The organism is Variovorax beijingensis (assembly GCF_007828835.1).
GTDB lineage: Bacteria > Pseudomonadota > Gammaproteobacteria > Burkholderiales > Burkholderiaceae_C > Variovorax > Variovorax beijingensis_A.
Genome location: NZ_VIVL01000003.1, coordinates 1 through 22,230 on the forward strand (window position 1 = coordinate 1; position 22,230 = coordinate 22,230).

General features: G+C 68.6%; 19 protein-coding genes, 1 other RNA gene and 1 pseudogene. 10 read left to right on the forward strand and 11 right to left on the reverse strand.

Annotated features, from left to right (window positions below; all coding sequences use genetic code 11):
- Positions 1 to 234, forward strand: a pseudogene (locus tag FB547_RS10650) (hypothetical protein); the annotation flags it as partial.
- Positions 235 to 251: 17 nt separating this feature from the next.
- Here FB547_RS10650 and FB547_RS10655 read toward each other — a convergent pair.
- On the reverse strand, positions 252 to 1,295 hold the full coding sequence (locus FB547_RS10655; protein WP_145742035.1) for a Bug family tripartite tricarboxylate transporter substrate binding protein: 1,044 nt from the start codon (positions 1,293 to 1,295) through the stop codon (positions 252 to 254).
- A gap of 119 nt (positions 1,296 to 1,414) precedes the next feature.
- On the opposite strand from FB547_RS10655, the gene FB547_RS10660 reads away from it, so the two are divergent.
- From FB547_RS10660 to FB547_RS10670, 3 genes are read left to right on the forward strand one after another with little or no spacing between them, the layout of a single operon-like run.
- On the forward strand, positions 1,415 to 3,076 hold the full coding sequence (locus FB547_RS10660; RefSeq protein ID WP_145742037.1) for an MBL fold metallo-hydrolase: 1,662 nt from the start codon (positions 1,415 to 1,417) through the stop codon (positions 3,074 to 3,076).
- A complete protein-coding gene (locus FB547_RS10665; RefSeq protein WP_145742039.1) occupies positions 3,073 to 3,786 on the forward strand; it encodes an RNA pseudouridine synthase in 714 nt (237 codons plus the stop codon). The genes FB547_RS10660 and FB547_RS10665 overlap by 4 nt, the downstream gene beginning before the upstream one ends.
- A 58-nt stretch (positions 3,787 to 3,844) precedes the next feature.
- Complete coding sequence (locus FB547_RS10670; protein ID WP_145742041.1) at positions 3,845 to 4,393, forward strand: hypothetical protein; 549 nt, start codon at positions 3,845 to 3,847, stop codon at positions 4,391 to 4,393.
- A gap of 42 nt (positions 4,394 to 4,435) precedes the next feature.
- Here FB547_RS10670 and FB547_RS10675 read toward each other — a convergent pair whose 3' ends face one another.
- The 6 genes from FB547_RS10675 to rnpB all read right to left on the reverse strand — a co-directional run bounded on the left by FB547_RS10675 (position 4,436) and on the right by rnpB (position 10,075).
- Entirely contained in the window at positions 4,436 to 5,914 is a 1,479-nt protein-coding gene (locus tag FB547_RS10675) for an efflux transporter outer membrane subunit (RefSeq protein WP_145742042.1), read from the reverse strand.
- Entirely contained in the window at positions 5,911 to 6,846 is a 936-nt protein-coding gene (locus FB547_RS10680; protein ID WP_145742044.1) for an HlyD family secretion protein, read from the reverse strand. The genes FB547_RS10675 and FB547_RS10680 overlap by 4 nt, the downstream gene beginning before the upstream one ends.
- Positions 6,847 to 6,856: 10 nt before the next feature.
- Positions 6,857 to 7,063, reverse strand: coding sequence for a DUF1656 domain-containing protein (locus tag FB547_RS10685; RefSeq protein ID WP_145742046.1), 207 nt, complete (start codon positions 7,061 to 7,063; stop codon positions 6,857 to 6,859).
- Entirely contained in the window at positions 7,060 to 9,138 is a 2,079-nt protein-coding gene (locus tag FB547_RS10690; protein ID WP_145742048.1) for an FUSC family protein, read from the reverse strand. The genes FB547_RS10685 and FB547_RS10690 overlap by 4 nt, the downstream gene beginning before the upstream one ends.
- On the reverse strand, positions 9,139 to 9,618 hold the full coding sequence (locus tag FB547_RS10695) for a MarR family winged helix-turn-helix transcriptional regulator (RefSeq protein WP_145742050.1): 480 nt from the start codon (positions 9,616 to 9,618) through the stop codon (positions 9,139 to 9,141).
- A 109-nt stretch (positions 9,619 to 9,727) separates the two neighbouring features.
- An RNA gene (gene rnpB, locus FB547_RS10700) (RNase P RNA component class A) lies at positions 9,728 to 10,075 on the reverse strand.
- A 104-nt stretch (positions 10,076 to 10,179) separates the two neighbouring features.
- On the opposite strand from rnpB, the gene cysK reads away from it, so the two are divergent.
- The 4 genes from cysK (at position 10,180) to FB547_RS10720 (ending at position 14,318) form a co-directional block, all read left to right on the forward strand.
- Entirely contained in the window at positions 10,180 to 11,100 is a 921-nt protein-coding gene (gene cysK, locus FB547_RS10705; RefSeq protein ID WP_062363213.1) for a cysteine synthase A, read from the forward strand.
- Between the two features lie 72 nt (positions 11,101 to 11,172).
- Positions 11,173 to 12,813 carry an NAD(P)/FAD-dependent oxidoreductase gene (locus tag FB547_RS10710; RefSeq protein ID WP_145742052.1) on the forward strand — a complete coding sequence of 547 codons (1,641 nt, stop codon included), beginning with the start codon at positions 11,173 to 11,175 and terminating at the stop codon, positions 12,811 to 12,813.
- 11 nt (positions 12,814 to 12,824) lie between these two features.
- Positions 12,825 to 13,454, forward strand: a complete 630-nt coding sequence (locus FB547_RS10715) for a flavin reductase family protein (RefSeq protein WP_145742953.1) — start codon at positions 12,825 to 12,827, stop codon at positions 13,452 to 13,454.
- A 54-nt stretch (positions 13,455 to 13,508) separates the two neighbouring features.
- Positions 13,509 to 14,318, forward strand: coding sequence for a ProQ/FINO family protein (locus FB547_RS10720; protein WP_145742054.1), 810 nt, complete (start codon positions 13,509 to 13,511; stop codon positions 14,316 to 14,318).
- 97 nt (positions 14,319 to 14,415) lie between these two features.
- Here the strand turns inward: FB547_RS10720 and htpX are convergent, their stop codons facing one another.
- The 3 genes from htpX to FB547_RS10735 all read right to left on the reverse strand — a co-directional run bounded on the left by htpX (position 14,416) and on the right by FB547_RS10735 (position 17,004).
- Entirely contained in the window at positions 14,416 to 15,291 is an 876-nt protein-coding gene (gene htpX / locus FB547_RS10725) for a protease HtpX (RefSeq protein WP_145742056.1), read from the reverse strand.
- Positions 15,292 to 15,445: 154 nt separating this feature from the next.
- Positions 15,446 to 16,186 (reverse strand): DUF3025 domain-containing protein, encoded by a 741-nt coding sequence (locus FB547_RS10730; protein ID WP_145742058.1) that lies wholly within the window; start codon positions 16,184 to 16,186, stop codon positions 15,446 to 15,448.
- Positions 16,183 to 17,004 carry an NYN domain-containing protein gene (locus FB547_RS10735; RefSeq protein WP_145742060.1) on the reverse strand — a complete coding sequence of 274 codons (822 nt, stop codon included), beginning with the start codon at positions 17,002 to 17,004 and terminating at the stop codon, positions 16,183 to 16,185. The genes FB547_RS10730 and FB547_RS10735 overlap by 4 nt, the downstream gene beginning before the upstream one ends.
- 237 nt (positions 17,005 to 17,241) lie before the next feature.
- On the opposite strand from FB547_RS10735, the gene FB547_RS10740 reads away from it, so the two are divergent.
- Positions 17,242 to 19,419, forward strand: a complete 2,178-nt coding sequence (locus FB547_RS10740; protein ID WP_145742062.1) for a hypothetical protein — start codon at positions 17,242 to 17,244, stop codon at positions 19,417 to 19,419.
- A gap of 21 nt (positions 19,420 to 19,440) precedes the next feature.
- Here the strand turns inward: FB547_RS10740 and pyrC are convergent, their stop codons facing one another.
- Complete coding sequence (gene pyrC / locus FB547_RS10745; RefSeq protein ID WP_145742064.1) at positions 19,441 to 20,472, reverse strand: dihydroorotase; 1,032 nt, start codon at positions 20,470 to 20,472, stop codon at positions 19,441 to 19,443.
- Between the two features lie 95 nt (positions 20,473 to 20,567).
- Between pyrC and FB547_RS10750 the strand changes: the two genes are divergently transcribed.
- Positions 20,568 to 22,226: an ABC transporter substrate-binding protein gene (locus FB547_RS10750; protein WP_145742066.1), complete on the forward strand. Its 1,659-nt coding sequence runs from the start codon at positions 20,568 to 20,570 to the stop codon at positions 22,224 to 22,226.
- Positions 22,227 to 22,230: the final 4 nt, after the last annotated feature.

Consider the following 22,230-nt stretch of genomic DNA (forward strand, 5'->3'; position numbering starts at 1 on the left):
TCCAGCGACATCCGCAGCCTGGGCTACAAGAGCTACGTGGACTACAACGTGGGCGTGTCGTACGACTTCGGCAACGGCCTGGCGCTGGCCGGCTCTGTGCAGGGCGCCAACAAGAAGAGCTCGTACCTGGCGGTGGCCAACCCCGGCTACGACTTCGGCTTCGGCACCTTCGGCCAGACCATCTACTCGCCCAACAAGGCGCGCTTCATCGTTACGCTCAGCAAGACGCTGTAGCGCACGGCAGCGGCCCCTCAGTCGATGCTGATGTTCGCGGCCTTCGCAACCTCGGCCCACTTCACGCGGTTGTCGTGCACCGTCTTTTTGAACTGCGCGGGCGACTCGATGCGCACGGTGTTGCCCTGGCTTTCGAAGCGCTCGCGGATCTCGGGCTGTTCGAGCACGGCCTTTACCGCGGCGTTGAGCCTGTCGACGATCTGCGCATCGGTGCCCTTGGGCGCGAAGATGCCGAACCAGATCGAGCTGTCGAAGCCCTTGGTGCCCGCGAGGCCGCTGGAGGCGATGGTGGGCACTTCCTTGACCGCGGCCACCGGCGCGGCGGTGGTCACGCCCAGCAGGCGCACCTTGCCGGCCTTGTAGTGCGGCAGCACGGTCTGCACCTGGTTCATGATGCAGCAGGTCTCGCCGCGCACCACGGAGGTGATGGCCTCGGGCCCGCCCTTGTAGGGCACGTGCACCATGTTCAAGCCGAGGCGCGAATTGAATTCGGCAAAGGCCATGTGCGTGCCGGCGCCGTTGCCTGTAGACGCATAGTTGTACTTTCCGGGGTTGGCCTTGACGAGATCGACGAACTCCTTCAAGGTCCTGGCGTTGATCACGTCCGGGTTGATGGTGAGCACGTTCGAGACGTCGAGCACCGGCGCCACCGGCACGAAGTCGGCCTCCACGTCGAACGGCAGTTTCTTGTAGAGCGCGGCGTTGCTGCCATGGGTGGCGGCGGTGCCGAACGAAAGCGTGTAGCCGTCGGGCTTGGCATGGGCCACGTACTCGCTCGCGATGTTGCCGGCCGCGCCCGACTTGTAGTCGATGATCACGGGCTTTCCCAGCTGGCGGGCGAGCGGTTCCTGGATGGCGCGGGCCACCACGTCGACGCCCGAGCCGGCCGGAAAACCCATGATCAGCGTGACCGGCTGCTGCGGCCAGTCGCCCTGCGCAAAAGCGGCGGACGATGCGGCTGCGCCAAGGGCGGCGCCCGCCAGCAGCAGGGCCGGGCGCAGGCGCCGCGTGAAGAACGACGACGAGAACCTGAGGTGGTGAGAGAAGGGAGAATGGATCATGACTGTCTTTCCTCGATGCGGGCGGTGCAGCCCGGGATTGTGGCGCGCGGTTCATGCCCGATCCGGTATGAGCTTATGCGGCACGCAACTGCATCGAACGATCTCTCCATAATCGCCGCATGGTCCGTCCCACCCAACAACTCCACCCCGCACGCGAGCCCGCACCCGTGCGCGCGGCAGCCACCGTGCTGCTGCTGCGCGATTCGGAGGCCGGCGTCGAAGTGCTGATGACGCGCCGCTCCGGCACTGCAAGCTTCGCGCCAGGCGCCTATGTGTTCCCCGGCGGGCAGATCGATGCAGCCGACGAAGCCGCCAGCCGCATCGCCGCGCGACGGCCCACCCAGAGCGGCCTGCAGCTGACGCAAGCCATCGCGGCCATCCGCGAAGGCTTCGAGGAGCTCGGCGTTCTGCTCGCGCGCCATGCCGACGGCCGGCCCGTGAGCGCGCAGGACATCGCGTCGATGGACCGCAGCACCACGTCGCCCGTGTCCTTTGCCGAGCAGTGCGCCGCGCGCGGGCTGGTGCTCGCGTGCGACCAGGTGTTCAGCTTCGCGCACTGGATCACCGACCGCGACCTGCCCAAGCGCTTCGACGTGCCCTTCCTGGTGGCGCGCATGCCCGAAGGCCAGACGCCCACGGCCGACGAGAGCGAGCAGTTCGAGCCCTGCTGGGTGCGGCCGGCCGATGCGCTGGCGCGCCATGCGGCGGGCAGCTTCTTCATGATCTTTCCGACGGTGCGCACGCTGCAGCGGCTCGCGGCCTATGCCAGCGTCGACGCGGTGCTGCAAGCCTGCGCCGCCGAGCAGCCGCTGTGGACCAGCTGCCCGCGCGCGGGCCTGCTGCGCGGCCAGGACGCGCGCTACATGGAAAGCGACTCGCCCTATGGCGAACTCGCGCTGGTGTGCCCCGACGGACAGCTGCTGCATGCACTCGACTGGCAGAGCGAGCGCGCCGTGCCGCTGCTCAGGAACGTGCAGCGCCTGACCGCGCCCAACCCCGGTGCCATGACCGGCCCGGGCACCAACAGCTACATCGTGGGCGACGCAGCCACGGGCTACCTCGTGATCGACCCGGGCCCGAACGACGCGGCGCATATTGATCGGCTCTGGCGTGCCACCGAAGGAAACATCCGCATGATCGTGTGCACCCATTCGCATGCCGACCATTCGCCCGGTGCGGCACCGCTGCAGGCGCTGTGCAAGGCGAAGCCGCAGATCCTCGGGCTGTCTTCGGCGCCCACGGCGCGCTCCTCGGCGCGCTTTGCCGCGGAGCGCGAATTGCGCGACGGCGAGCGCCTGGTGATCAGCGGCAGCACGGCCGAAGGCGAGCCCGTCACCCACACGCTGCGTGCCATCCACACGCCGGGCCACGCGGCCAACCACCTGTGCCTGGTGCTGGAGGAAGACGGATTGCTGTTCTCCGGCGACCACATCCTGAACGGCAGCACCACGGTGGTCGATCCGCCCGACGGCGACATGAACGCGTATCTCGATTCGCTCGACAAGCTCGATGCGGCCTGCGAGGCCGGCGGCATCGATTTCATCCTGCCGGCGCACGGCCACGTCATCGGCAGCGCGCGCAGCGCCATCGCGCAGCTGAAGGCGCACCGCCTGAAGCGCGAAGCCAAGATCGCCGCGGCCATGCAGAGGCTGCCCGGGGGCACGCCGGACGACTGGCTGCCGCTGGCCTACGACGACGTGCCCGAGCGCATGTGGCCAGTGGCCGCCCGCTCGCTGGCCGCGCACGTGGCGCGCATCCGGCAACGGGCCTCCACGCCATGAGCGGCGCTTCCGAAGAAGAAGGCATCCGCCTTGCCAAGCGCGTGGCCGCCATCGCGGGCTGCTCGCGGCGCGAGGCCGAGCTGCTGATCGAGAACGGCGCGGTGCGCGTCGACGGCGTGCCGGCGCTGCTGCCGCAGTCGCGCGTGCAGGGCCACCAGAAGGTCGAGATCGAGCCCGGCGCCAAGCCCGAGCCGGTGCTGCCCGTCACCTTGCTGCTGCACAAGCCGGCCGGCATGGCCACCGACTCCGCGCACCGGCTGCTGGTGGCCGCCAACCACCACGAGCCCGAGCGCGCGGGCATGCGCTTCCTGCCGGCGCACGCCAAGGCGCAGCGCTGCATGACGCCGCTCGAAACCGGCGCCAGCGGGCTCGTGGTCTACACGCAGGAATGGCGCATCGAGCGCAAGCTGCAGGAAGATGCGGGCGTGCTCGAACACGAGGTGATGGTCGACGTGGCCGGCAAGGTGAGCCCCGAGCAGCTCGCGCGCTTCGAGCGTTCGCCCGCACGCGTGAGCATCGGCCGCCAGGCCGACGACCAGACCGGCCTGCGCTTTGCACTCAAGGGCGCGCGGCCCGGACAGATCGCGCACCTGTGCGACGAAGCCGGCCTGCGCATCCTGGCCATGCGGCGCATCCGCATCGGCCGCGTGCCGCTGGCGGGGCTGGAGCCCGGCCAGTGGCGCTATCTTTCGCCGCACGAGCGCTTTTGACATCGAAGAAGAGGCACGAACAAGGCCCGAAGAGGAATCGACGACAGGAGACCCGTCCATGAAGTTCGGAACCCGGATCGCCGCACTCGCCTGCACCGCGCCGCTGGCGCTGGCGGGCTGCAGCTATCTCGCGCCATTGCTGCCCTTGTCCGCGCCACCACCGCCCCCGGCACCGCCGCCGGTCGTGTCGCCCAGCGGGCTCGCGCCGATCACCGAGGAGCAGGTGGAACGCATCCGCGAGGCCATCGTGACCAAGCCGCCTTCGCCGGCCGTGGCCAAGGTGGTGCAAAGCGCCGCGCCCACCATCGAATCCTTCGTGCGGACCGAAGGCTGCATCACCGCGCGCAACGGCGCCGTGCTCAATCCGTTCGCGGCGCCGGGCCGGCTGTTCGACGGCACCGGCTTCCAGGGCGGACCGATGGCGGAGATGCAGTACCACGACAGGACCGCCTGCGTGACGGTCAAGCGCATCCAGAACTGGAAGATGGTCTCGCCGAAGCGGCTGCGCTTCGAGGTGGTGTACGTGGGGGACGACGGCGAGGAGCGTTCGGTGCGGCGGCATGAACTGACGCGCCAGCCCAAGGGCGGCTGGCTCTTCACGCGCTGAGGCGCGTGGGCATCGCGCGCGGCCGGGAAGCGGCCGCCGCGGTCAGCGGATCGTGGTGGCGGGGCCGGATGCGGGCGCGGCAACGGCGGCCGTATCGTCCGGCTCCCACCCGCCGCCAAGCGCCATGAACAGCACCACCTGGTCATCGGCCAGTTGCGCCTCGCTGGCCGCGAGCGCCGCGTCGCTCGCGGCCAGCGAGCGCTCGGCATCGAGCGCGTCGAGGTATGCGGTGCGGCCGCTCTGGTAGAGCTGGCGCGCCTGCGCGGCCACCTTGGCACTCTGGTCGCGCGAGGCCTGCAGCGCGGCGCGGCGGTCGAGCTCGCGCGCATAGGTGCCGAGCGCGGTCTCGGTTTCGCGCAATGCGGTCAGCACGGTGCCGTCGAACTTCGCGAGCGCGGCGCGCGTGCCGGCCTCGGCCTGGGCAATGCGGGCTTGCGCGATGCCGGTGTTCGGAAGGGTCCAGGAGATCAGCGGGCCCATGCTCCAGCCGACGGTGTCCTTGCGGCCGAAATCGCTGGCCGGCCCGGCCGACGAGGCCGAGAGCCCCAGCGTCACCTTCGGATAGAGATCGGCCGTGGCCACGCCGATGCGGGCGGTGGCTGCCGCCAGGCTGCGCTCGGCCTGGCGGATGTCCGGGCGGCGCCGCAGCAGTGCCGCGCCATCGCCCACCGGCAGCGTGCCGGCCACCCGCGGGGGCACGGCGCAGCCGGCCACCTCGCGCGGGAAGTCCTGCGGCAGCGCACCGGTCAGCGTGGCCAGGCGGTAGAGCGCGCCCTGGCGCTCGGCCTGCAGCGGCGGCAGTGCGGCGTTCAACTGCTCCAGCTGCGCGCGTGCGCGGCTCGCGTCAATGGCGCCGGCACGGCCCGCGCGCTGCAGGCGCTCGGTGGCATCCAGCGCGTCCTGCTGCAGCGCGACCGACTTCTGCGCGATCTGCAGGCGCAGGCCGGTCGAGCAGGCCTGAGCGTAGGCGCGCGCGGTGCCCGCGGCCACGTTCACGCGCACGAGGTCGAGCGCGGCCGCGGCGGCCTCGGTGCTGGCGCCCGCGGCTTCGATGCTGCGGCGGATCTGGCCGAACAGGTCGACCTGGTAGGACAGCGAAGCGCCCGCGCTGTAGTTGAACCGATCCGGTGGCTCGTAGCCCTTCTGCAGCATCGACAGGCCCGACGCGTGGCCGAACGAAGGGCCGCCGTTCACGCCGATCGTGGGGCGCCGGGCGCCGGCGACCTCGGCCTCGATGGCGCGCTCGCGCTCCAGGTTCGCGACGGCCTGCCGCAAGTCGGTGTTGTGCGCGAGGGCCTGCGCGACCAGCTGGTCGAGCAGCGGGTCGCGGTACAGCCGCCACCAGTGCGCGGGCAGCGGCGCGGCGTGCGCGGGCGCCTCGGCGAACGGGCGCGCGGCGCCGGGCTGGCTGGCCAGCGCCTCGGGCGGCTGGCGGTAGTCGGGGCCGACCGCCGCGCAGGCCGCCAGCCCCGCCGCAACCATGAGCGAAGCCATGCGAAAAGCAGGTGACATGGCGCTCATCCCTTCTTCGGCTCGGCGGCCGGTGCACCCGCATGGCGCGCCGGCGGATGCTCGAGCACTTGCACGGTCACGGTCTGGCCGGCCACGAGCCGCGCGCCCTGCGGCAAAGGATCGAGCCTGATGCGTACCGGAATGCGCTGCGCGAGCCGCACCCAGTTGAAGGTCGGGTTGACGCTGGGCAGCAGGTTGGCGCTGGTCGAACGGTCATGATCGGCAATGCCGGCGGCCACGCTGTCGACCGCGCCTTCGAGCACTGCGCCGCCGCCCATCGGGGTCACGCGTACGCGATCGCCCAGGTGGATGCGCGGCAGCTTGGTTTCCTCGAAGTAGCCCTCGACGAAGAAGGAATGCGCATCGACCAGCGCCAGCACCGGCCGCCCGGCCGATGCATAGCTGCCGGTGCGCAGGTCGAGGTTGGTCACCAGGCCGTCGGCCGGCGCGCGCACCTCGGCGCGCTGCAGGTTGAGGCGCGCCGCATCGAGTGCCACCTCGGCCTGTGCGACGGCGGCGCGCGCCTGCTCCGCGCGGGCGCGGGCCTGTTCGCGGGCCTCCTGCGACACCAGCGCATCGAGCCCCGCGTTGCGCGCGTTCTCGCGCTGCGCCTGTGCGCTGGCGGCACGCTGCGCCGCCAGCGCGGCCTGGGCCTGGCGCACGGCAAGGTCGTAGCGCGCGCGGTCCACCTCGAACAGCAGGGCCCCGGCCTGCACGGCCTGGTTGTCCCGCACAGGCACCGCGGTGACCAGCCCGGACACGTCCGGCGCGATCTGGACCACGTTGGCGCGCACGCGGCCGTCGCGCGTCCAGGGAGCGAGCTCGTAATGGTCCCAGAGCTGCAGGCCGGCCCATGCGGCGGCCGCCACCACGGCCGCGGTGAGAAGAATGCGCCCGAGGCGCATCGGCCAGGAGCTGTCGGTGGGAAAAGGGGCTTTCATCTGGATCTCGTCATTGAAGGAAGGAGGCCGCGCGGCTGATGCCGTAGAGCAGCAGCAGATAAAGCGCCATGTCGAACAGCGCGGGATGCCACACCCAGCGGTAGAGGCCGGCCAGGGCCAGCAGATGGCGTACGCCCCAGAGGGCGGCCAGCGCAATGCCGGCCAGCACCAGCAGCCATGGCACGTAGAGGCCGTAGAAACTTGCTTCGCCAATCATCTGGAGGCTCCTTGTCCGGCCACGGCGAGGCGCGGCGGTGCATCGGGGAAAAGATTGCGGCGCAGGCCCACCAGCGCGGTCACTGCGCTGCGCGATGCGGATGACGGCGCATGCTGCGCGCCAAGCACCGCCGACAGCGCCTCGTCGATCTGCGGCAGCAGGCTGGCGGGGCGCGCTTGCATGCGGCCCCTGCCGCGCTGGAGGAAGAACTGCGAGATGCCGCCCAGAAGCGCCGAGGCCGACGCCGGCGGCAGCTGCGCGCGCACCCGCTGCAGCACGTCGATGTCGGCGCCGGTGCGCAGGTCGCGCAGCGCGTCGTTGGCGGCCACACCCTCGATGCTGCCGCCGGCCTGCGCGATGCGCGGTGCGAGCAGGCCGATGCGGTCGAGCATGCGCACGGCGTAGGCGTCGCCCTGCGCGCCCTGGCGCTGCGAGACGCCGGCCATCTCGCCGAGCTCGCGCCAGGTGGCGCGCTGGATGCGCCGTGCGCTCCAGTCGGCGCCCACCGAGCGCACCAGCCGCGTGACGCGCGCAGCAACCACCACGCCGATGACCTGCCCGAGCATGCTGTTGATGAAGCTCACCAGGTCGGCATTGGCGGTGTCGTGCAGGGCCAGCGTGCCGGCCACGCCGAACAGCAGCGCCATGGCCGCCATGAAATGCGCCGGCCGCGCCATGTAGACGCCCAGCAGCAGGAAGGCCGGCGCGCACACCGCCACCAGCATGCCGAAGTCCTGCACCAGCGGCATCAGCACCAGCACATAGAGCGCGGAGACGGGAATCGACCACAGCGTGTACTTCAGGAAGCCGTGGATCGCGGGCACCGGGTCGTCCATGGTCGCGAAGAAGCAGCAGAACACCGCGGCCATCATGGTGGCGGCCGAGCCCATGGGCCAGCCCGTCACGATCCAGAAGGCGCCGCACAGGCAGATGGCGAGCACCGCGGCCAGCGCAGACAGCAGCGCCATGCCGTAGTCGCGGTGCAGCACGCGGCTGCCGAGCGCGGCCGTGCGGCGCGGCGGCAGAGCGCCCTGGAGGCCCTCGTCGATGTCCATGCGCAGCCGCGCGCAGGCGCGCCATCCCTCGACCAGTTCCTCGAGCCGGCCCGCGAGCCCGATGCGCAAGGCGCGGCTCCAGGGACTGTGCTGCGGCGTGGCGCCCAGCGCCTGGATCGAGCGGCGCAGCAGTTGCAGCGACTGCGCGCGCGCGGCATCGTCTTCCTGCAGCCATTGCGCGGCCTGCGCAAGCACCGCCGCAACGTCCGGCGCGAGCGCCCCTTCGGCCTGTTCCAGCGCCAGCAGCCGGTCCTCCACGGCCGACAGCGCGGGCGTGAGTGCCGCCACGCGGTCCTGCATGGCCCGGATGGCGCCGGCGGTCCAGCGCAGGTGCGTGGTGTCGAACGGCACGTGGGTGGACAGCAGCCGCAGCTGGGTGATGTCGCCGGCCAGCCGGCGGCGGTCGGCAGCAAGCGTTTGCGGATCGGCGTCGGTGCTGCGGCCCGCGGGCTGCAGCAGGTCGGTGAGCCACTGGCGCGCATCCAGCAGCGTGCGGTCGAGCAGGCCCAGCACGGTCGGCGCCAGGCCCGTGGGCCACGCAATGCTGTGGACCAGCGTGGCGCACAGGATGCCCAGGCCGATTTCCTCCACCCGCGCCACCGCGGTGTCGAACAGCGCGAGCGGCGTCTGCACCGAAGGAAAGCCGATCAGCGCGGCGGTGTAGCCCGCGAGCATGAAGACATACGAGCGCGGCGTGCGGTCGAACAGCGAAATGCACAGGCACAGCCCCACCCACAGCGCGAGCACCAGCGTGAGCAGCTCCGGCGCATTCGACAGCGCGGGCACCAGCAGCACCGTGGCCACGCATCCGATCAAGGTGCCGCAGAAGCGGTAGAGGGCCTTGGAGCGCACCGCGCCGGCCAGCGGATGGGCCACGACATAGGTGGTCATCAAGGCCCAGAACGGACGCGGCAGGCCGGCGCGGCTGGCCAGGTACATGGCCAGCATCGCGGCGGCAAAGCTCTTGGCAGAAAAGAGAAGCTCCGCGCGGCTGAAGCGCGGCAGCCGGAACGCGGCCATCTACCTGCGCCCTTCCTGCGGCCCCGGCGCTGCGCGGCCGAGCCGTTCTCCGAGCACCGCGAACACGCGCAGGCAGGCGGCGATGTCCTCGTCGGCCACGCCTTCGAACAGCGTGGCGCGCATGCCGCGCAGCGCGGCCTCGATGGGCTGGCAGGCGGCCTCGCCGGCCGGCGTGAGGTGCAGCGTCTTGGCGCGGCGGTCGGCCGGGTCTTCGCGGCGCTCCACGAAACCGGCCTCCACCAGCTGGTCGATCGAGCGCACCAGCGAAGGCCCCTCGATGCCCAGCGCCTCGGCGAGCACGCCCTGGCGCACGCCGCCGTGCATCCGGCCGATCATCACGATCGGCCACGCCAGCGACTGCGAAAGCCCGACATGCGCCACCGCCTTGTCGGCCGCGGCCCGGTAGCCGCGCTGCAGCAGCGAGAGCGCCATGCCGAGCGACATCAGCGCGGCTTCGCGCGTCTTCGAGACATGGGCCATGGCTTCTCTCCAATTAGTTAGCTTGCTATCTATTTTAGGAGAAAAGCCGCGGCACCGCTGCTGCCCATGGAAGAACCCCACGGCGAATCAGGGAGAAGGAAAAAGAAAAGTGTGAAGCCCGCCGATAAGCCGGATTCTGTGCGTTGGAGTTGCCCCCAACGTGACCGCCATTACTCTGGGCCGCTTGTCGCCAAACGGCTCGATGCCACCTACCCGCCAGCTCAGCGGAACCACCTCGATACTGGCCTACTTGGTGTTGCTGCGCGCAGAGATTGCCCGTTTCACCCGAACTGAATCGGCTCGTCTCTGTTGCTCTGATCCTCACCTCACGGTGGAGAGTCGTTAACTCCTGCGCTGTCCTGTGCAGTCCGGACGTTCCTCCAGTGCGGTCTTTCGACGCGGCGCCTTGCGGCGTCGCCCCTTTCGGGCTTGCACCAGCGGCGGTCTGGCGTGCTTCACGAGGGGGATTATCGCTCGATACCCTCGCAGGCGCCGGCCGTCCGCTCCACAATGGCGCTTCGACCGACCAGCCCTGCCCCGACAAAAGCCCAAGGAGATCCCATGAAGGCCCAGAACATCCTCCAGACCATCGGCAACACGCCGCATATCCGCATCAACCGCCTGTTCGGCAATGCGAAGCAGCAGGTGTGGATCAAGTCCGAGCGCGCCAACCCCGGCGGCTCCATCAAGGACCGCATCGCGCTGTCGATGGTGGAAGACGCCGAGAAGTCCGGCGCGCTGAAGCCCGGTGGCACCATCGTCGAACCCACCTCGGGCAACACCGGCATCGGCCTGGCGATGGTCGCCGCCGTCAAGGGCTACAAGCTGATCCTCGTGATGCCCGACAGCATGTCGGTCGAGCGCCGCCGCCTCATGCTCGCCTACGGCGCCACCTTCGACCTGACGCCGCGCGCCGGCGGCATGAAGGCCTCCATTGCGCGGGCCGAGGAAATCGTGGCCGGCACGCCGGGCGCCTGGATGCCGCAGCAGTTCAACAACCCCGCCAACATCGACGTGCACGTGCGCACCACGGCCGAGGAAATCGCGGCCGACTTCCCCGACGGCATCGACGTGCTGATCACCGGCGTGGGCACCGGCGGCCACATCACGGGCGTGGCGCGGGTGCTCAAGAAGAAGTGGCCGAAGCTGCAGGTGTTCGCGGTGGAGCCGGTGGCCTCGCCGGTGATCTCGGGAGGCCAGCCCTCGCCGCACCCGATCCAGGGCATCGGCGCGGGCTTCATCCCGAAGAACCTCGACACCTCGCTGCTCGACGGCGTATTGCAGGTCGACGCCGAACCGGCGCGCGAAATGGCCCGCCGCTGCGCGGTCGAGGAAGGCATGCTGGTGGGCATTTCCTCCGGCGCCACGCTCGCGGCCATCGCCCAGAAGCTGCCCTCGCTGGCGCCCGATGCGGTGGTGCTGGGGTTCAACTACGACACCGGCGAGCGCTATCTCTCGGTCGAAGGCTTCCTGCCAGCCTGACCCAGCTATCCCTTTCATAGCGCCTCGGCGCGTAAAATCCGTGGCCTGCTTGATAAACACAAGCCCCACGACATGCTGAGACTCTCCGAACTCAAACTCCCGCTGGACCACGCCCCCGACGCGCTGGCCGCCCTGATCGCCCGGACGCTGGACGTCCCGCTCGAAGCGATCGCTTCCCACACCGTCTTCAAGCGCAGCTTCGATGCGCGCAAGGCCGACCTGCTCACGGTCTACATCGCCGACGTGCAGATCGCCGACGCCGGGCTCGAAGCCGCGCTGCTCGCAAAGCACGTTGCGCATCCGCACATCCAGGCCGCGCCCGACATGCGCTACACCCCGCCCGCGCAGGCGCCCGAAGGCGCGCCTCGGCCTGTGGTGATCGGCTTCGGCCCCTGCGGCATCTTCGCGGCGCTGATGCTCGCGAAGATGGGCTTCAAGCCCATCGTGCTGGAGCGTGGCAAGACCGTGCGCCAGCGCACCCGCGACACCTGGGGCCTGTGGCGCAAGAGCGTGCTCGACCCCGAGTCGAACGTGCAGTTCGGCGAAGGCGGCGCCGGCACCTTCTCCGACGGCAAGCTCTACAGCCAGATCAAGGATCCGCGCTTCCTCGGCCGCAAGGTGATGGAAGAGTTCGTGAAGGCCGGCGCCCCGCCCGAGATCCTTTACGTCGCGCATCCGCACATCGGCACCTTCAAGCTGGTGAAGGTGGTGGAGAACATCCGCGAGCAGATCGTGGCGCTCGGCGGCGAGATCCGCTTCGAGCAGCGCGTGACCGACGTGCAGATCGAGAACGGCCAGCTTCGCGGCCTCACCGTGCTCGACCAGGCCACCGGCCAGGCGAGCGAGCTGCGCGCCGACCACGTGGTGATGGCGCTCGGCCACAGCTCGCGCGACACTTTTTCGATGCTGCATGCGCGCGGCGTGCACATCGAGGCCAAGCCCTTTTCCATCGGCTTTCGCGTCGAGCATCCGCAGGGCCTGATCGACCGCGCGCGCTGGGGCCGCCATGCGGGCCATCCGCTGCTCGGCGCGGCCGACTACAAGCTGGTGCACCACGCGAGCAACGGCCGCTCGGTCTACAGCTTCTGCATGTGCCCGGGCGGCACCGTGGTCGCGGCCACCAGCGAGCCGGGCCGCGTGGTCACCAACGGCATGAGCCAGTATTCGCGCAACGAGCGCAACGCCAACGCGGGCATCGTGGTGGGCATCGACCCGCGCGACTTTCCCGGCTGGACGCCCGAGGCCGCGGGCGACGCGCTCGCCGGCATCGCGCTGCAGCGCGAGCTCGAGTCGAAGGCCTTCGTGCTCGGCGGCGGCGACTACCGCGCGCCCGGCCAGCTGGTGGGCGACTTCATCGCGGGCCGGCCCTCGACCGCGCTCGGCAGCGTGCTGCCTTCGTACAAGCCCGGCGTCACGCCCACCGATCTGAACCAGGCGCTGCCGGCCTACGCCATCGAGGCGATGCGCGAGGCCTTCCCCGCCTTCGGCCGCAAGATCAAGGGCTTCGACCTGCACGATGCGGTGCTCACCGGCGTGGAAACGCGCACCTCCTCGCCGATCCGCATCACGCGCGGCGACGACTTCCAGAGCCTCAACGTGCGCGGCCTCTATCCCGCCGGCGAAGGCGCGAGCTATGCGGGCGGCATCCTGTCGGCCGGCGTCGACGGCATCAAGGTCGCCGAAGCCGTGGCGCGCAGCGTCGCCGGAACATGAGCAAGGAACCGATGGCCGTGCCGAACGACGACTTCCACTTCTACGAACCCGCCAAGGGCCACGGCCTGCCGCACGATCCGTTCAATGCGATGGTCGGCCCGCGGCCGATCGGATGGATCTCGTCGCAGGACGAGAACGGCAGGCTCAACCTCGCGCCCTACAGCTTCTTCAACGCCTTCAACTACACGCCGCCCATCGTGGGCTTTGCGAGCATCGGCGCCAAGGACAGCCTGCACAACATCCGCCAGACGCGCGAGTTCGGCTGGAACCTGGCCACCCGGCCGCTGGCCGAGCAGATGAACCAGTCGTGCGCCCCCGTGCCGCCCGAGGTGAACGAGTTCGAGCTCGCCGGCCTCACGCCCGCGGCGTCGCGCCGCATCGCGGTGCCGCGCGTGGCCGAGAGCCCGGTGTCCTTCGAATGCCGGCTCACGCAACTGCTGCAGCTCGAGGGCGTGGACGGCGTGCCGGTGCCCACCTGGCTGATCCTCGGCGAAGTGGTGGGCGTGCACATCGCGCGCCACCTGCTGAAGAACGGCATCTACGACACCGCCGCGGCGCAGCCCATCCTGCGCGGCGGCGGCCCGGCCGACTACTTCGAGATCAGCCCCGACAATCTCTTCAAGATGTTCCGCCCGCGCTGAACGCGCGGCATCCATTTTTTCCGCCGCTGCCAGCCAACCAGACAAGACCGACCGATGACCGACACCGCCACGCCCCAAGAAGAAATCCAGGAAGTCCAGCCGGCGGAAGCCGAGGGCACCGCTGCGCAGCAGCAGCCGAGCGCCGACGGACGCCCGCCCCGGGCGCCGCGCGCGCCGCGCCAGCCGCGGCAGCAGCAGACACAAAAGCAGAAGCCCAAGCAGGCGGCACAGCAGCAACAGCCGCAGCGCGCGCGCAAGGTGCACCCCGCGCTGGAGAAACTGTTCGAGCTGTACCCCCACATGTTCGGCGCGCGCTTCCTGCCGCTCAAGCTCGGCGTGTTCCAGGACCTGCTCGAAAAGCACCCCGACGACTTCAAGAAGGACGAGCTCAAGGTTGCGCTGGGCCTGCACGCACGCTCCACGCGCTACCTCGAGGCGGTGGCCGCGGGCCTTGCGCGCCACGACCTCGACGGCAACGCAGTGGAGCCGGTCGCGCCCGAGCATGTGCACCACGCCATCCTCGAGCTGCACCGCCGCCGCGTGCAGCGCAACCCCGGCGAGGACCTGCGTGCGCAGCTCGTGGCGCGCATCGCCCGTGCCGTGGAAGCCTCGGGCCTGGACCGTGAGGCCTACGCGGTGCTGGTGCGCTCGCGCGACGAGGAAACCAACGCCGTGCTCGACGAAGCGCTGGCCGAGCTGGCCCGCCAGGCCGCCAAGCGCGAGGCGCTGCTGCGCGCCTTCGAGGCCAGCGGCCGCAGCAGCGAACACGAGTTCGCCGAGATGTACGGCATGGATGCCGGCGAAGTGGGCCGCACGCTCGCCCGCGCACGGGCCGAGCGGCAGCCGGCGGCTCCGGCGGCCTGATCGCCCGGGCCGCCACGCCCGCGCCGGCCCCAATGAAAAAGCCGCCACGGCAACCCGTGGCGGCTTTTCTTTTGCTGTTGCAGTGCGATTCGATCGATCAGCCGCGCGCGTTCTGCAGCGCCGCAATCCGCTCTTCGATCGGCGGGTGCGTGGCAAAGAGCTTGCCGATGCTGCCCGTGATGCCCATGGCTTCCACCGCCTTGGGCAGTTCGCCGGCCGGCAGGCCGCCCAGGCGGGCCAGCGCATTCATCATCGGCTGCTTCTGCCCCATGAGCGCGGCCGAGCCGGCGTCGGCGCGGAATTCGCGCTGGCGCGAGAACCAGGCCACCACGATGGCGGCGGCAAAGCCCAGCACGATGTCCAGCACGATGGTGCTCACGTAGTAGCCGATGCCCGGGCCCGACGAACGGTCGTCGCCGCGGCGCAGGAAGCTGTCGACCGCATAGCCGATCACGCGCGACAGGAACACGACGAAGGTGTTCATCACGCCCTGGATCAGCGTCATGGTGACCATGTCGCCGTTGGCGATGTGCGCCACCTCGTGGCCGATCACGGCCTCGACTTCTTCGCGCGTCATGTTCTGCAGCAGGCCGGTGGACACCGCCACCAGCGACGAGTTCTTGAACGCGCCGGTCGCGAAGGCATTGGGCTCGCCTTCGAAGATGCCGACCTCGGGCATGCCGATGCCGGCCTTGTCGGCGAACTTGCGCACCGTGCCGACGATCCAGGCCTCGTCGGGCGACTGGGGGTTGTCGATCATGTGCAGCTTGGTCGTCCACTTGGCCATGGGCTTGCTGATCAGGAGCGAAATGATCGCGCCGCCGAAGCCCATGATGAGCGCGAAGCCGAGCAGCGCCGTGAGGTTCAGCCCGTTGGCCGTCAGAAAGCGGTTGACGCCGAGCAGGCTGGCGACGATGCCGAGCACTGCAACGACCATCACATTGGTCAAAACGAACAGAAGGATACGTTTCAAGTTGAATTCTCCGTGGGGGAATGCTGCCGCCTAGATGAGGACCGGATGGCCCTCTTCAAGCCGTGCAGGAATGGCGCTCTTCCTGTGTTGTTGTTTGGATTCTGGAGGAGCCGCACCGCGGCTCGCGGGTAGAGCGATGATAGGAGCAAAAGTTCTACGGACCGGGCCTGAAGACCTTGGGATCGTCGTAGAAATTCGCCTCCTCGTTGCCGGCCCACCAGCCCGGCACGCCCAGCACGGGCAGCGGAACGAAGGGTTTTTGCGCCAGCTGATGCGGATCGAGGCTGCGTGCCAGCGCCCGATCGCAGGGCGCCGCCGATCCGCCGGCAGCGGGTGGCGGCAGCCGCAGCACATGCGCGGTGAGCGCCTTGCGCGGGGTGGCGAGTTTCTCGAGCAGCGCATGGCCGAAGATCCAGAGGCGCGCCCGGGACCACAGCGCGCGCTGCGCCACGAAAAGGGTGTGCCAGTCGCGCGCGGCCAGCGCCTGCCACAGCGGCTCGGGCGCATCGAGCACGGCGCCGTTCTCGTCGAACAGCGTGAGCGCGTCGCGCAGCGGGCCGCGCGTGGCGCCGATGCCCGCACGGGCGATCTCGGCGGCCTGCAGTTCGTTCAGGCGACGCTTGGCCTCCGGAAAGGCGAGCCAGACGAGGCCGTTGAAGAAGTCGTGCAGGTTGTCGCGCGTCGGCACGGTGCCGGTCTGGAAGATGTGGGCCTCGTAGGCCTGCCCCGCGGGCAGCGCCGACTGCGGCACGAAGGCGGGCCTGAAACCCGGCGCTGCTTCCCGCTGCAGCGCGGCAGCGACCGAGGTGTCGAGCGCCGTCTGCGCCGCCGCCTGGCCGATGGCGCGATAAGGCGCGAGCCAGGGCTGCGCCCAGTCGACCGCCGCCAGGCTCAAGGCGTGGCGGCTCCGGTCCAGCGGATGCGGTCGGGGTGCTGCAGCACGGCGAACTCCGCCGGGAGCTTGTCGAACAGCTTGAGCGAACTGCCGTGCTTGCCGAGCAGCCCGGCCGCGCGCAGGGCCTGGGCCACGTCGTTGAGCGGCACGTCGGCACCACTGCGCAGCGCGGGTGCCGCCCGCAGGATGAATTCGGCGGCTTCAGAAGGCGGCTGCGGCGCGAGCGGCTTCGCTGCGGCCTTGGCGGTCTTTCGGACCGGGGCCTTGGCCGCGGTCTTGCGGGCCGTCGCGGCCGCACTCTTCTCCGTCTTTTCCGTCTTGGCCGGCGCACGCTTCGCGGCCACCTTGGCCGCGGCCTTCTTCGCGGGCGCGCTGCGGGGCGCGACCGGCGCGCCGTGGTGCTGCAGGTCGGTGAACCCGTCGTAGACCGCCACGGTCTCTTCGCCGGTCTTGCCCTGCTGGCCGAGGCCGCAGACGCGGCAGCCCTTCTCGCGCAGCCGGATCACGAGCGGCGCAAAGTCGGAATCGGAAGACACCAGCACCACCACGTCGGGGCGCTCGGCGATCACGAGATCGATGGCATCCACGGCGAGCGCGATGTCGGTGCTGTTCTTGCCGGCCGAAATATTGACCATCGGCCGCACCGACAACCGCTTGAAGAGCGCCTGCTGCTTGACCGCCGTCTCGGCGTTGCAATAGGCGCGGCGCACGTGCACGGCGCCGTGCTCCGTCAGCGTGCGCTGCACGGCTTGCTCGATCACGTCGGAGGAGACGTTGTCGGCGTCGATCAGGAGCATCACGCACGGCGTGGAGGTCATATGAAGTTCCTATCAAAGTCGAAGGACGAGTATCTCCCGCTTCCTCTATGCAGACCCACCTGCGCGGCCCATGAGGCAGTCCCGCGCAGCATGTCGCATCCATCAAAGACATTCAGTTACGATTGATCGGATAAATCTCAAAACGGAGGAAGCGTGCAAGTGCATCGCATACTGTTTGGCGGGTTCTCGGCGATATGTCTCACAAGTTGTGGCGGGAACGGCGGAGGGGATGGTTCCGTGCTCCCCGCTTCAATCACAGCGTCAGGGCAGACGCAGGCTAGCGCGCTCATCGAGGATCCCGTTGCCAACAAGGAACTGGCCACGCCTCTGCGTCCGCTCGCGAAAAGTCCCTTTAAGCGCCGCTATCGGGTTTTTTCCGCCAACGGAGGGCAGTACACCCTTGACCTCGATTTCAGCAATCGACGCTACGTATTTGCTCCAAGCGATGGAGGAAATAGCAACGTACTACAGCCGATCAACTCGCCCGTTGTTGGCATGATCGCATCTGGTGAGTTTTCTGATGATCCTATGCAGCCAGGCACCTTTGTGCTTCAGCGTAGCAAAGTCAATTCCGTAGTCAACCTCGCTCGCTTTCGTCTTCTCGGTGATGCCATCGTCGGTACGTTTCCACTGGCTCGGACATCCTTGGAAGGCACGGTTGGCATCTCCTATCCCTTCTTGGGCGTTACGAACCTGGTTAGCGCCCAGTCCGCAATGGACGGCACCTACAACCGCTTCACCTACGGTACACCGTTTCAAAACGTCGCTTACTCGCTGGCACACCAAATCAGCATTTCCGGCGGCGGGACGCAACTGCGGGTGTGCCGCTCGGATACCGGTTTCTACCGACTCGAGGTTTGTCCCACGCAGCTCTTGAAGACCTATGCCATCGTCGCTACAGAGCGTCCCGGCATCTGGCGTCTAACAACGGCCGACACAACAGAGCAGATCGATTTTTCAGTGGCCCGAGTGGGGGGGCAGAACGTCTATTTGGCTGCCGGCCGGCTGCCGAACCTTGATCTCCAGTTTCGTATCGGCTTGCCAGAAACTACCGAATGGACAGCCGCCACGATGTACGGCGCTTTTACCGCGAGTAGCACCAGCGGAAACGAGCCTGCGCTCCAAGTCGGTGACGCGTGGACCCGAACAAGCGTGCATGCGGACAGTGTCCGACAATCCGCTGTGTATGCAGACGGTAATTGGACCGTCGAACAGCGCCCGCTGGTCACGCTAGCCAACGATGCACCGATCGGTGCGCGCGGACTCCAATCGGGTAACTCGACGCTGTACGGTGCACGCGGCGCCGGACTGTGGGCCATGGTAGCCCTCCCGCGGCCGGGTACTAGCGAGCCTTACCAGAATGGAGTGATCGGTTTATGGGGAACCGGCGAAGGGGTGGCCGTGGATCCACGCAACGACAGCTACACGGTGTTCGCCTCCAATGGCACCAAGCAGCGCTTGCGACTTGATTTCGACATGCATCAATACGAGATGGTGGATGAGTCAGGCCACTCGGTTCGCGGGCCCTTCGCTGCCGATCCGGTGCAAAAAAATGTCTATGTATTTGCCACAGATAGGGTAGCCCCTTCGTCAGCTGCGCGCTTCCAGGTCACTATTGACGCTGTCATCGGCGCCTTTCCATTTCTGGAGTCGAACGGTTCGGGTCGCTATGCGCTCCAACCATTCGTCGCGGCTCGCAATCTGGTCATTGACGCAACAGAATTTCATCTTGTTGGCAGTCTCCCGCGTTTCAACATGTTTAGCGTGGCGCGTGGCGCAGGAATAGCCGACTCGACGACCAGCACGTTCGATCTGTACTACAGCGGTGCCAACACGCCCACGCTTGGCGTCTGTTCCACAGATCCGTTGAAGCCAATGTGTACGCCAGATCGGAACTACTCAGTCACCACGGGCTCGGAAGCCGGAGATTGGGTCGCCACCAACACGGCGAACGCGAGCGACAACTTCCATTTCTCCGTGGCACGCATCGGGGGCAAAAATGTTTACCTGCGCGCCGCCGTTGATTCATCGAACCGCGCGGTCTTTGAGGTTGGCCTCACGACTTGGGCACCCTTCCAGTGGCCGGCAAACTCATTTCCGCTGACGGTATCGACGCTCGGCGGCTATGGTAGCGGTGGAACTTCCGTCAACGCGATAAACACGGTTTTCAATCAGCCCGACGGCAGCTCACTTCCCTTTTCCATCACCCTTGAGCCCATATCAACCTACCCTACTGCGCGCCCCCACGCGAGCGGCATTCGCATCGGATGGGACACCGCCTCGCCCGCAGACCAATACGATGCTACCGTCGAGCCCAGTGCATTGCTGATGGTGGTGGGCCGTTCCGGCAATCCAGCCACGCAAGGCTATCTGCAACTTGTTATGGGGGGCCGGCAATTGAGCGATCCCCCCTGACGCACGGGGCGACGGTCGAACTCAGCCCATGCGCCAGTTCAGCGTTTCACCACCGCGCAGCGGCTTGAGCGTGGCGTCGCCGTAGGGCACGGTTTCCGGCACAGTCCAGCTTTCGCGCTTCAGCGTGATGGTGCCGCTGTTGCGCGGCAGGCCGTAGAAGTCGGGGCCGTGGAAGCTCGCGAAGCCTTCGAGCTTGTCGAGCGCGCCGGCGTTGTCGAAGGCCTCGGCATAGAGCTCGATGGCGGTCAGCGCGGTGTAGCAGCCGGCGCAGCCGAGCGCATGCTCCTTCAGGTGGGCCGGATGCGGCGCGCTGTCGGTGCCGAGGAAGAAGCGGTCGCTGCCGCTGGTGGCCGCCTCCACCAGCGCCACGCGGTGCGTCTCGCGCTTGAGCACGGGCAGGCAGTAGTAGTGCGGGCGGATGCCGCCGGTGAAGATGGCGTTGCGGTTGTACAGCAGGTGGTGCGCGGTGATGGTGGCGGCCGTGAAGCGGTTGGCATCGCGCACGTAGTGGGCGCCCTCTTTCGTGGTGAGGTGCTCGAACACCACCTTGAGCTCGGGAAAGTCGCGGCGCAGGGGGATCATCACGCGGTCGATGAAGACGGCCTCGCGGTCGAACAGGTCGACCGCCGGATCGGTGACCTCGCCATGCACCAGCAGCAGCAGGCCGTGCTTCTGCATGGCCTCGAGCGTCTTGTAGGTGTGGCGGATGTCGGTCACGCCGGCATCGCTGTTGGTGGTGGCGCCGGCCGGGTAGAGCTTGAGCGCGCGCACGCCGGCTTCCGCGGCCAGCGCGATTTCCTCGGGCGGCAGCCTGTCGGTCAGGTAGAGCGACATCACGGGCTCGAAGGCCGTGCCCGGCGGCACCGCCGCGCGGATGCGGTCGCGGTAGGCCATGGCCTGCGCCGCGGTGGTCACAGGGGGGCGCAGGTTGGGCATGACCAGCGCGCGGCCGAACTGGCGCGCGCTGTGCGGGACCACGGCTTCGAGGGCGGCGCCGTCGCGCACATGCAGGTGCCAGTCGTCCGGGCGGGTGATGGTGAGGGTGTCTGTCATGGGAAGGCCATTGTCGCATCGCGGCCTTGCGGCTGGCACACGTCGTGCTTCACCACCGGTTCGATCCCTTCGCCCTTTCACCCCTAGGAGCTCCTGTGAAGCGTGCCGTTCCTGACTCGATCCTGAAACCCCTGGCCGCCTGCGCGGCGCTCGCCACCCTGGCCTTTGCGGCGCCGGCCCTGGCACAGGAGAAAACGCTGCGCATCGCCATGACCGCGGCCGACATTCCGCGCACGCTGGGCCAGCCCGACCAGGGTTTCGAGGGCAACCGCTTCACCGGCATCCCGATCTACGACTCGCTCACGCAGTGGGACCTGTCCAAGGCCGATGCGCCGAGCGTGCTGATCCCGGCGCTGGCCGCCTCGTGGGCCGTCGACGCCAAGGACAAGACCAAGTGGGTCTTCAAGCTGCGCCCCGGCGTCAAGTTCCACGACGGTTCCGCCTTCAATGCCGACGCTGTGGTGTGGAACGTGCAGAAGGTGCTCGACAAGGACGCCCCGCAGTTCGACCCGAGCCAGGTCGGCGTGACCGCTTCGCGCATGCCCACGCTGCGCACCGCGCGCAAGATCGACGACATGACGGTCGAGCTCACCACCAGCGAACCCGACGCCTTCCTGCCGATCAACCTCACGAACCTGTTCATGGCCTCGCCCGCCCACTGGCAGAAGAAGTTCGACGCCGCGGCCGGCGCCACGCCCGCCGACAAGTCCAAGGCCGCATGGACCGCCTTCGCGGCCGACCCCGCGGGCTCGGGCCCGTTCAAGGTCACCCGCTTCGTGGCCCGCGAGCGCCTGGAACTGGCCGCCAACAAGGCCTACTGGGACGCCAGGCGCGTGCCGAAGATCGACAAGGTCGTGATGCTGCCGATGCCCGAGGCCAATGCGCGCACCGCCGCGCTGCTCGGCGGCCAGGTCGACTGGATCGAGGCGCCCGCACCCGACGCCATGGCGCAGATCACGCAGCGCGGCTTCAAGATCTATTCGAACGCGCAGCCGCACGTGTGGCCGTGGCAGCTGTCGTTCGCCGAAGGCTCGCCCTGGCTCGACAAGCGCGTGCGCCAGGCGGCCAACCTCTGCATCGACCGCGGCGGCATGAAGCAGCTGCTGGGCGGCATGATGGCCGAGCCCAAGGGCACGGTGCCGCCGGGCCATCCATGGTTCGGCAAGCCGGGCTTCGACATCCGCTACGACGTGAAGGCCGCGCAGGCGCTGATGACGCAGGCCGGCTACTCGGCCGCCAAGCCGATCAAGGTGAAGGTGCAGATCTCGGCCTCGGGCTCGGGCCAGATGCAGCCGCTGCCGATGAACGAGTTCGCGCAGCAATCGCTCAAGCAGTGCTTCTTCGACGTGCAGTTCGACGTGATCGAATGGAACACGCTCTTCACCAACTGGCGCAAGGGCGCGAAGGACCCGTCGGCCAACGGTGCGAATGCGGTCAACATCAGCTTTGCGGCGATGGACCCGTTTTTCGCGATGGTGCGCTTCGTGAGCACCAAGGCCTTCCCGCCGGTGTCCAACAACTGGGGCTACTATGGCAGCGCAGAGGTCGACAAGCTGGTGGCCGACGCGCGCACCAGCTTCGACGACAAGGCGCGCGACGCCGCGCTCGCCAAACTGCACACGCACATCGTGGACGACGCGCCCTTCGTCTGGATCGCGCACGACGTGGGGCCGCGCGCGATGTCGGCCAAGGTCAAGAACGTGGTGCAGCCCAAGAGCTGGTTCATCGACATCGCGACGATGGCGATGGACTGACCTC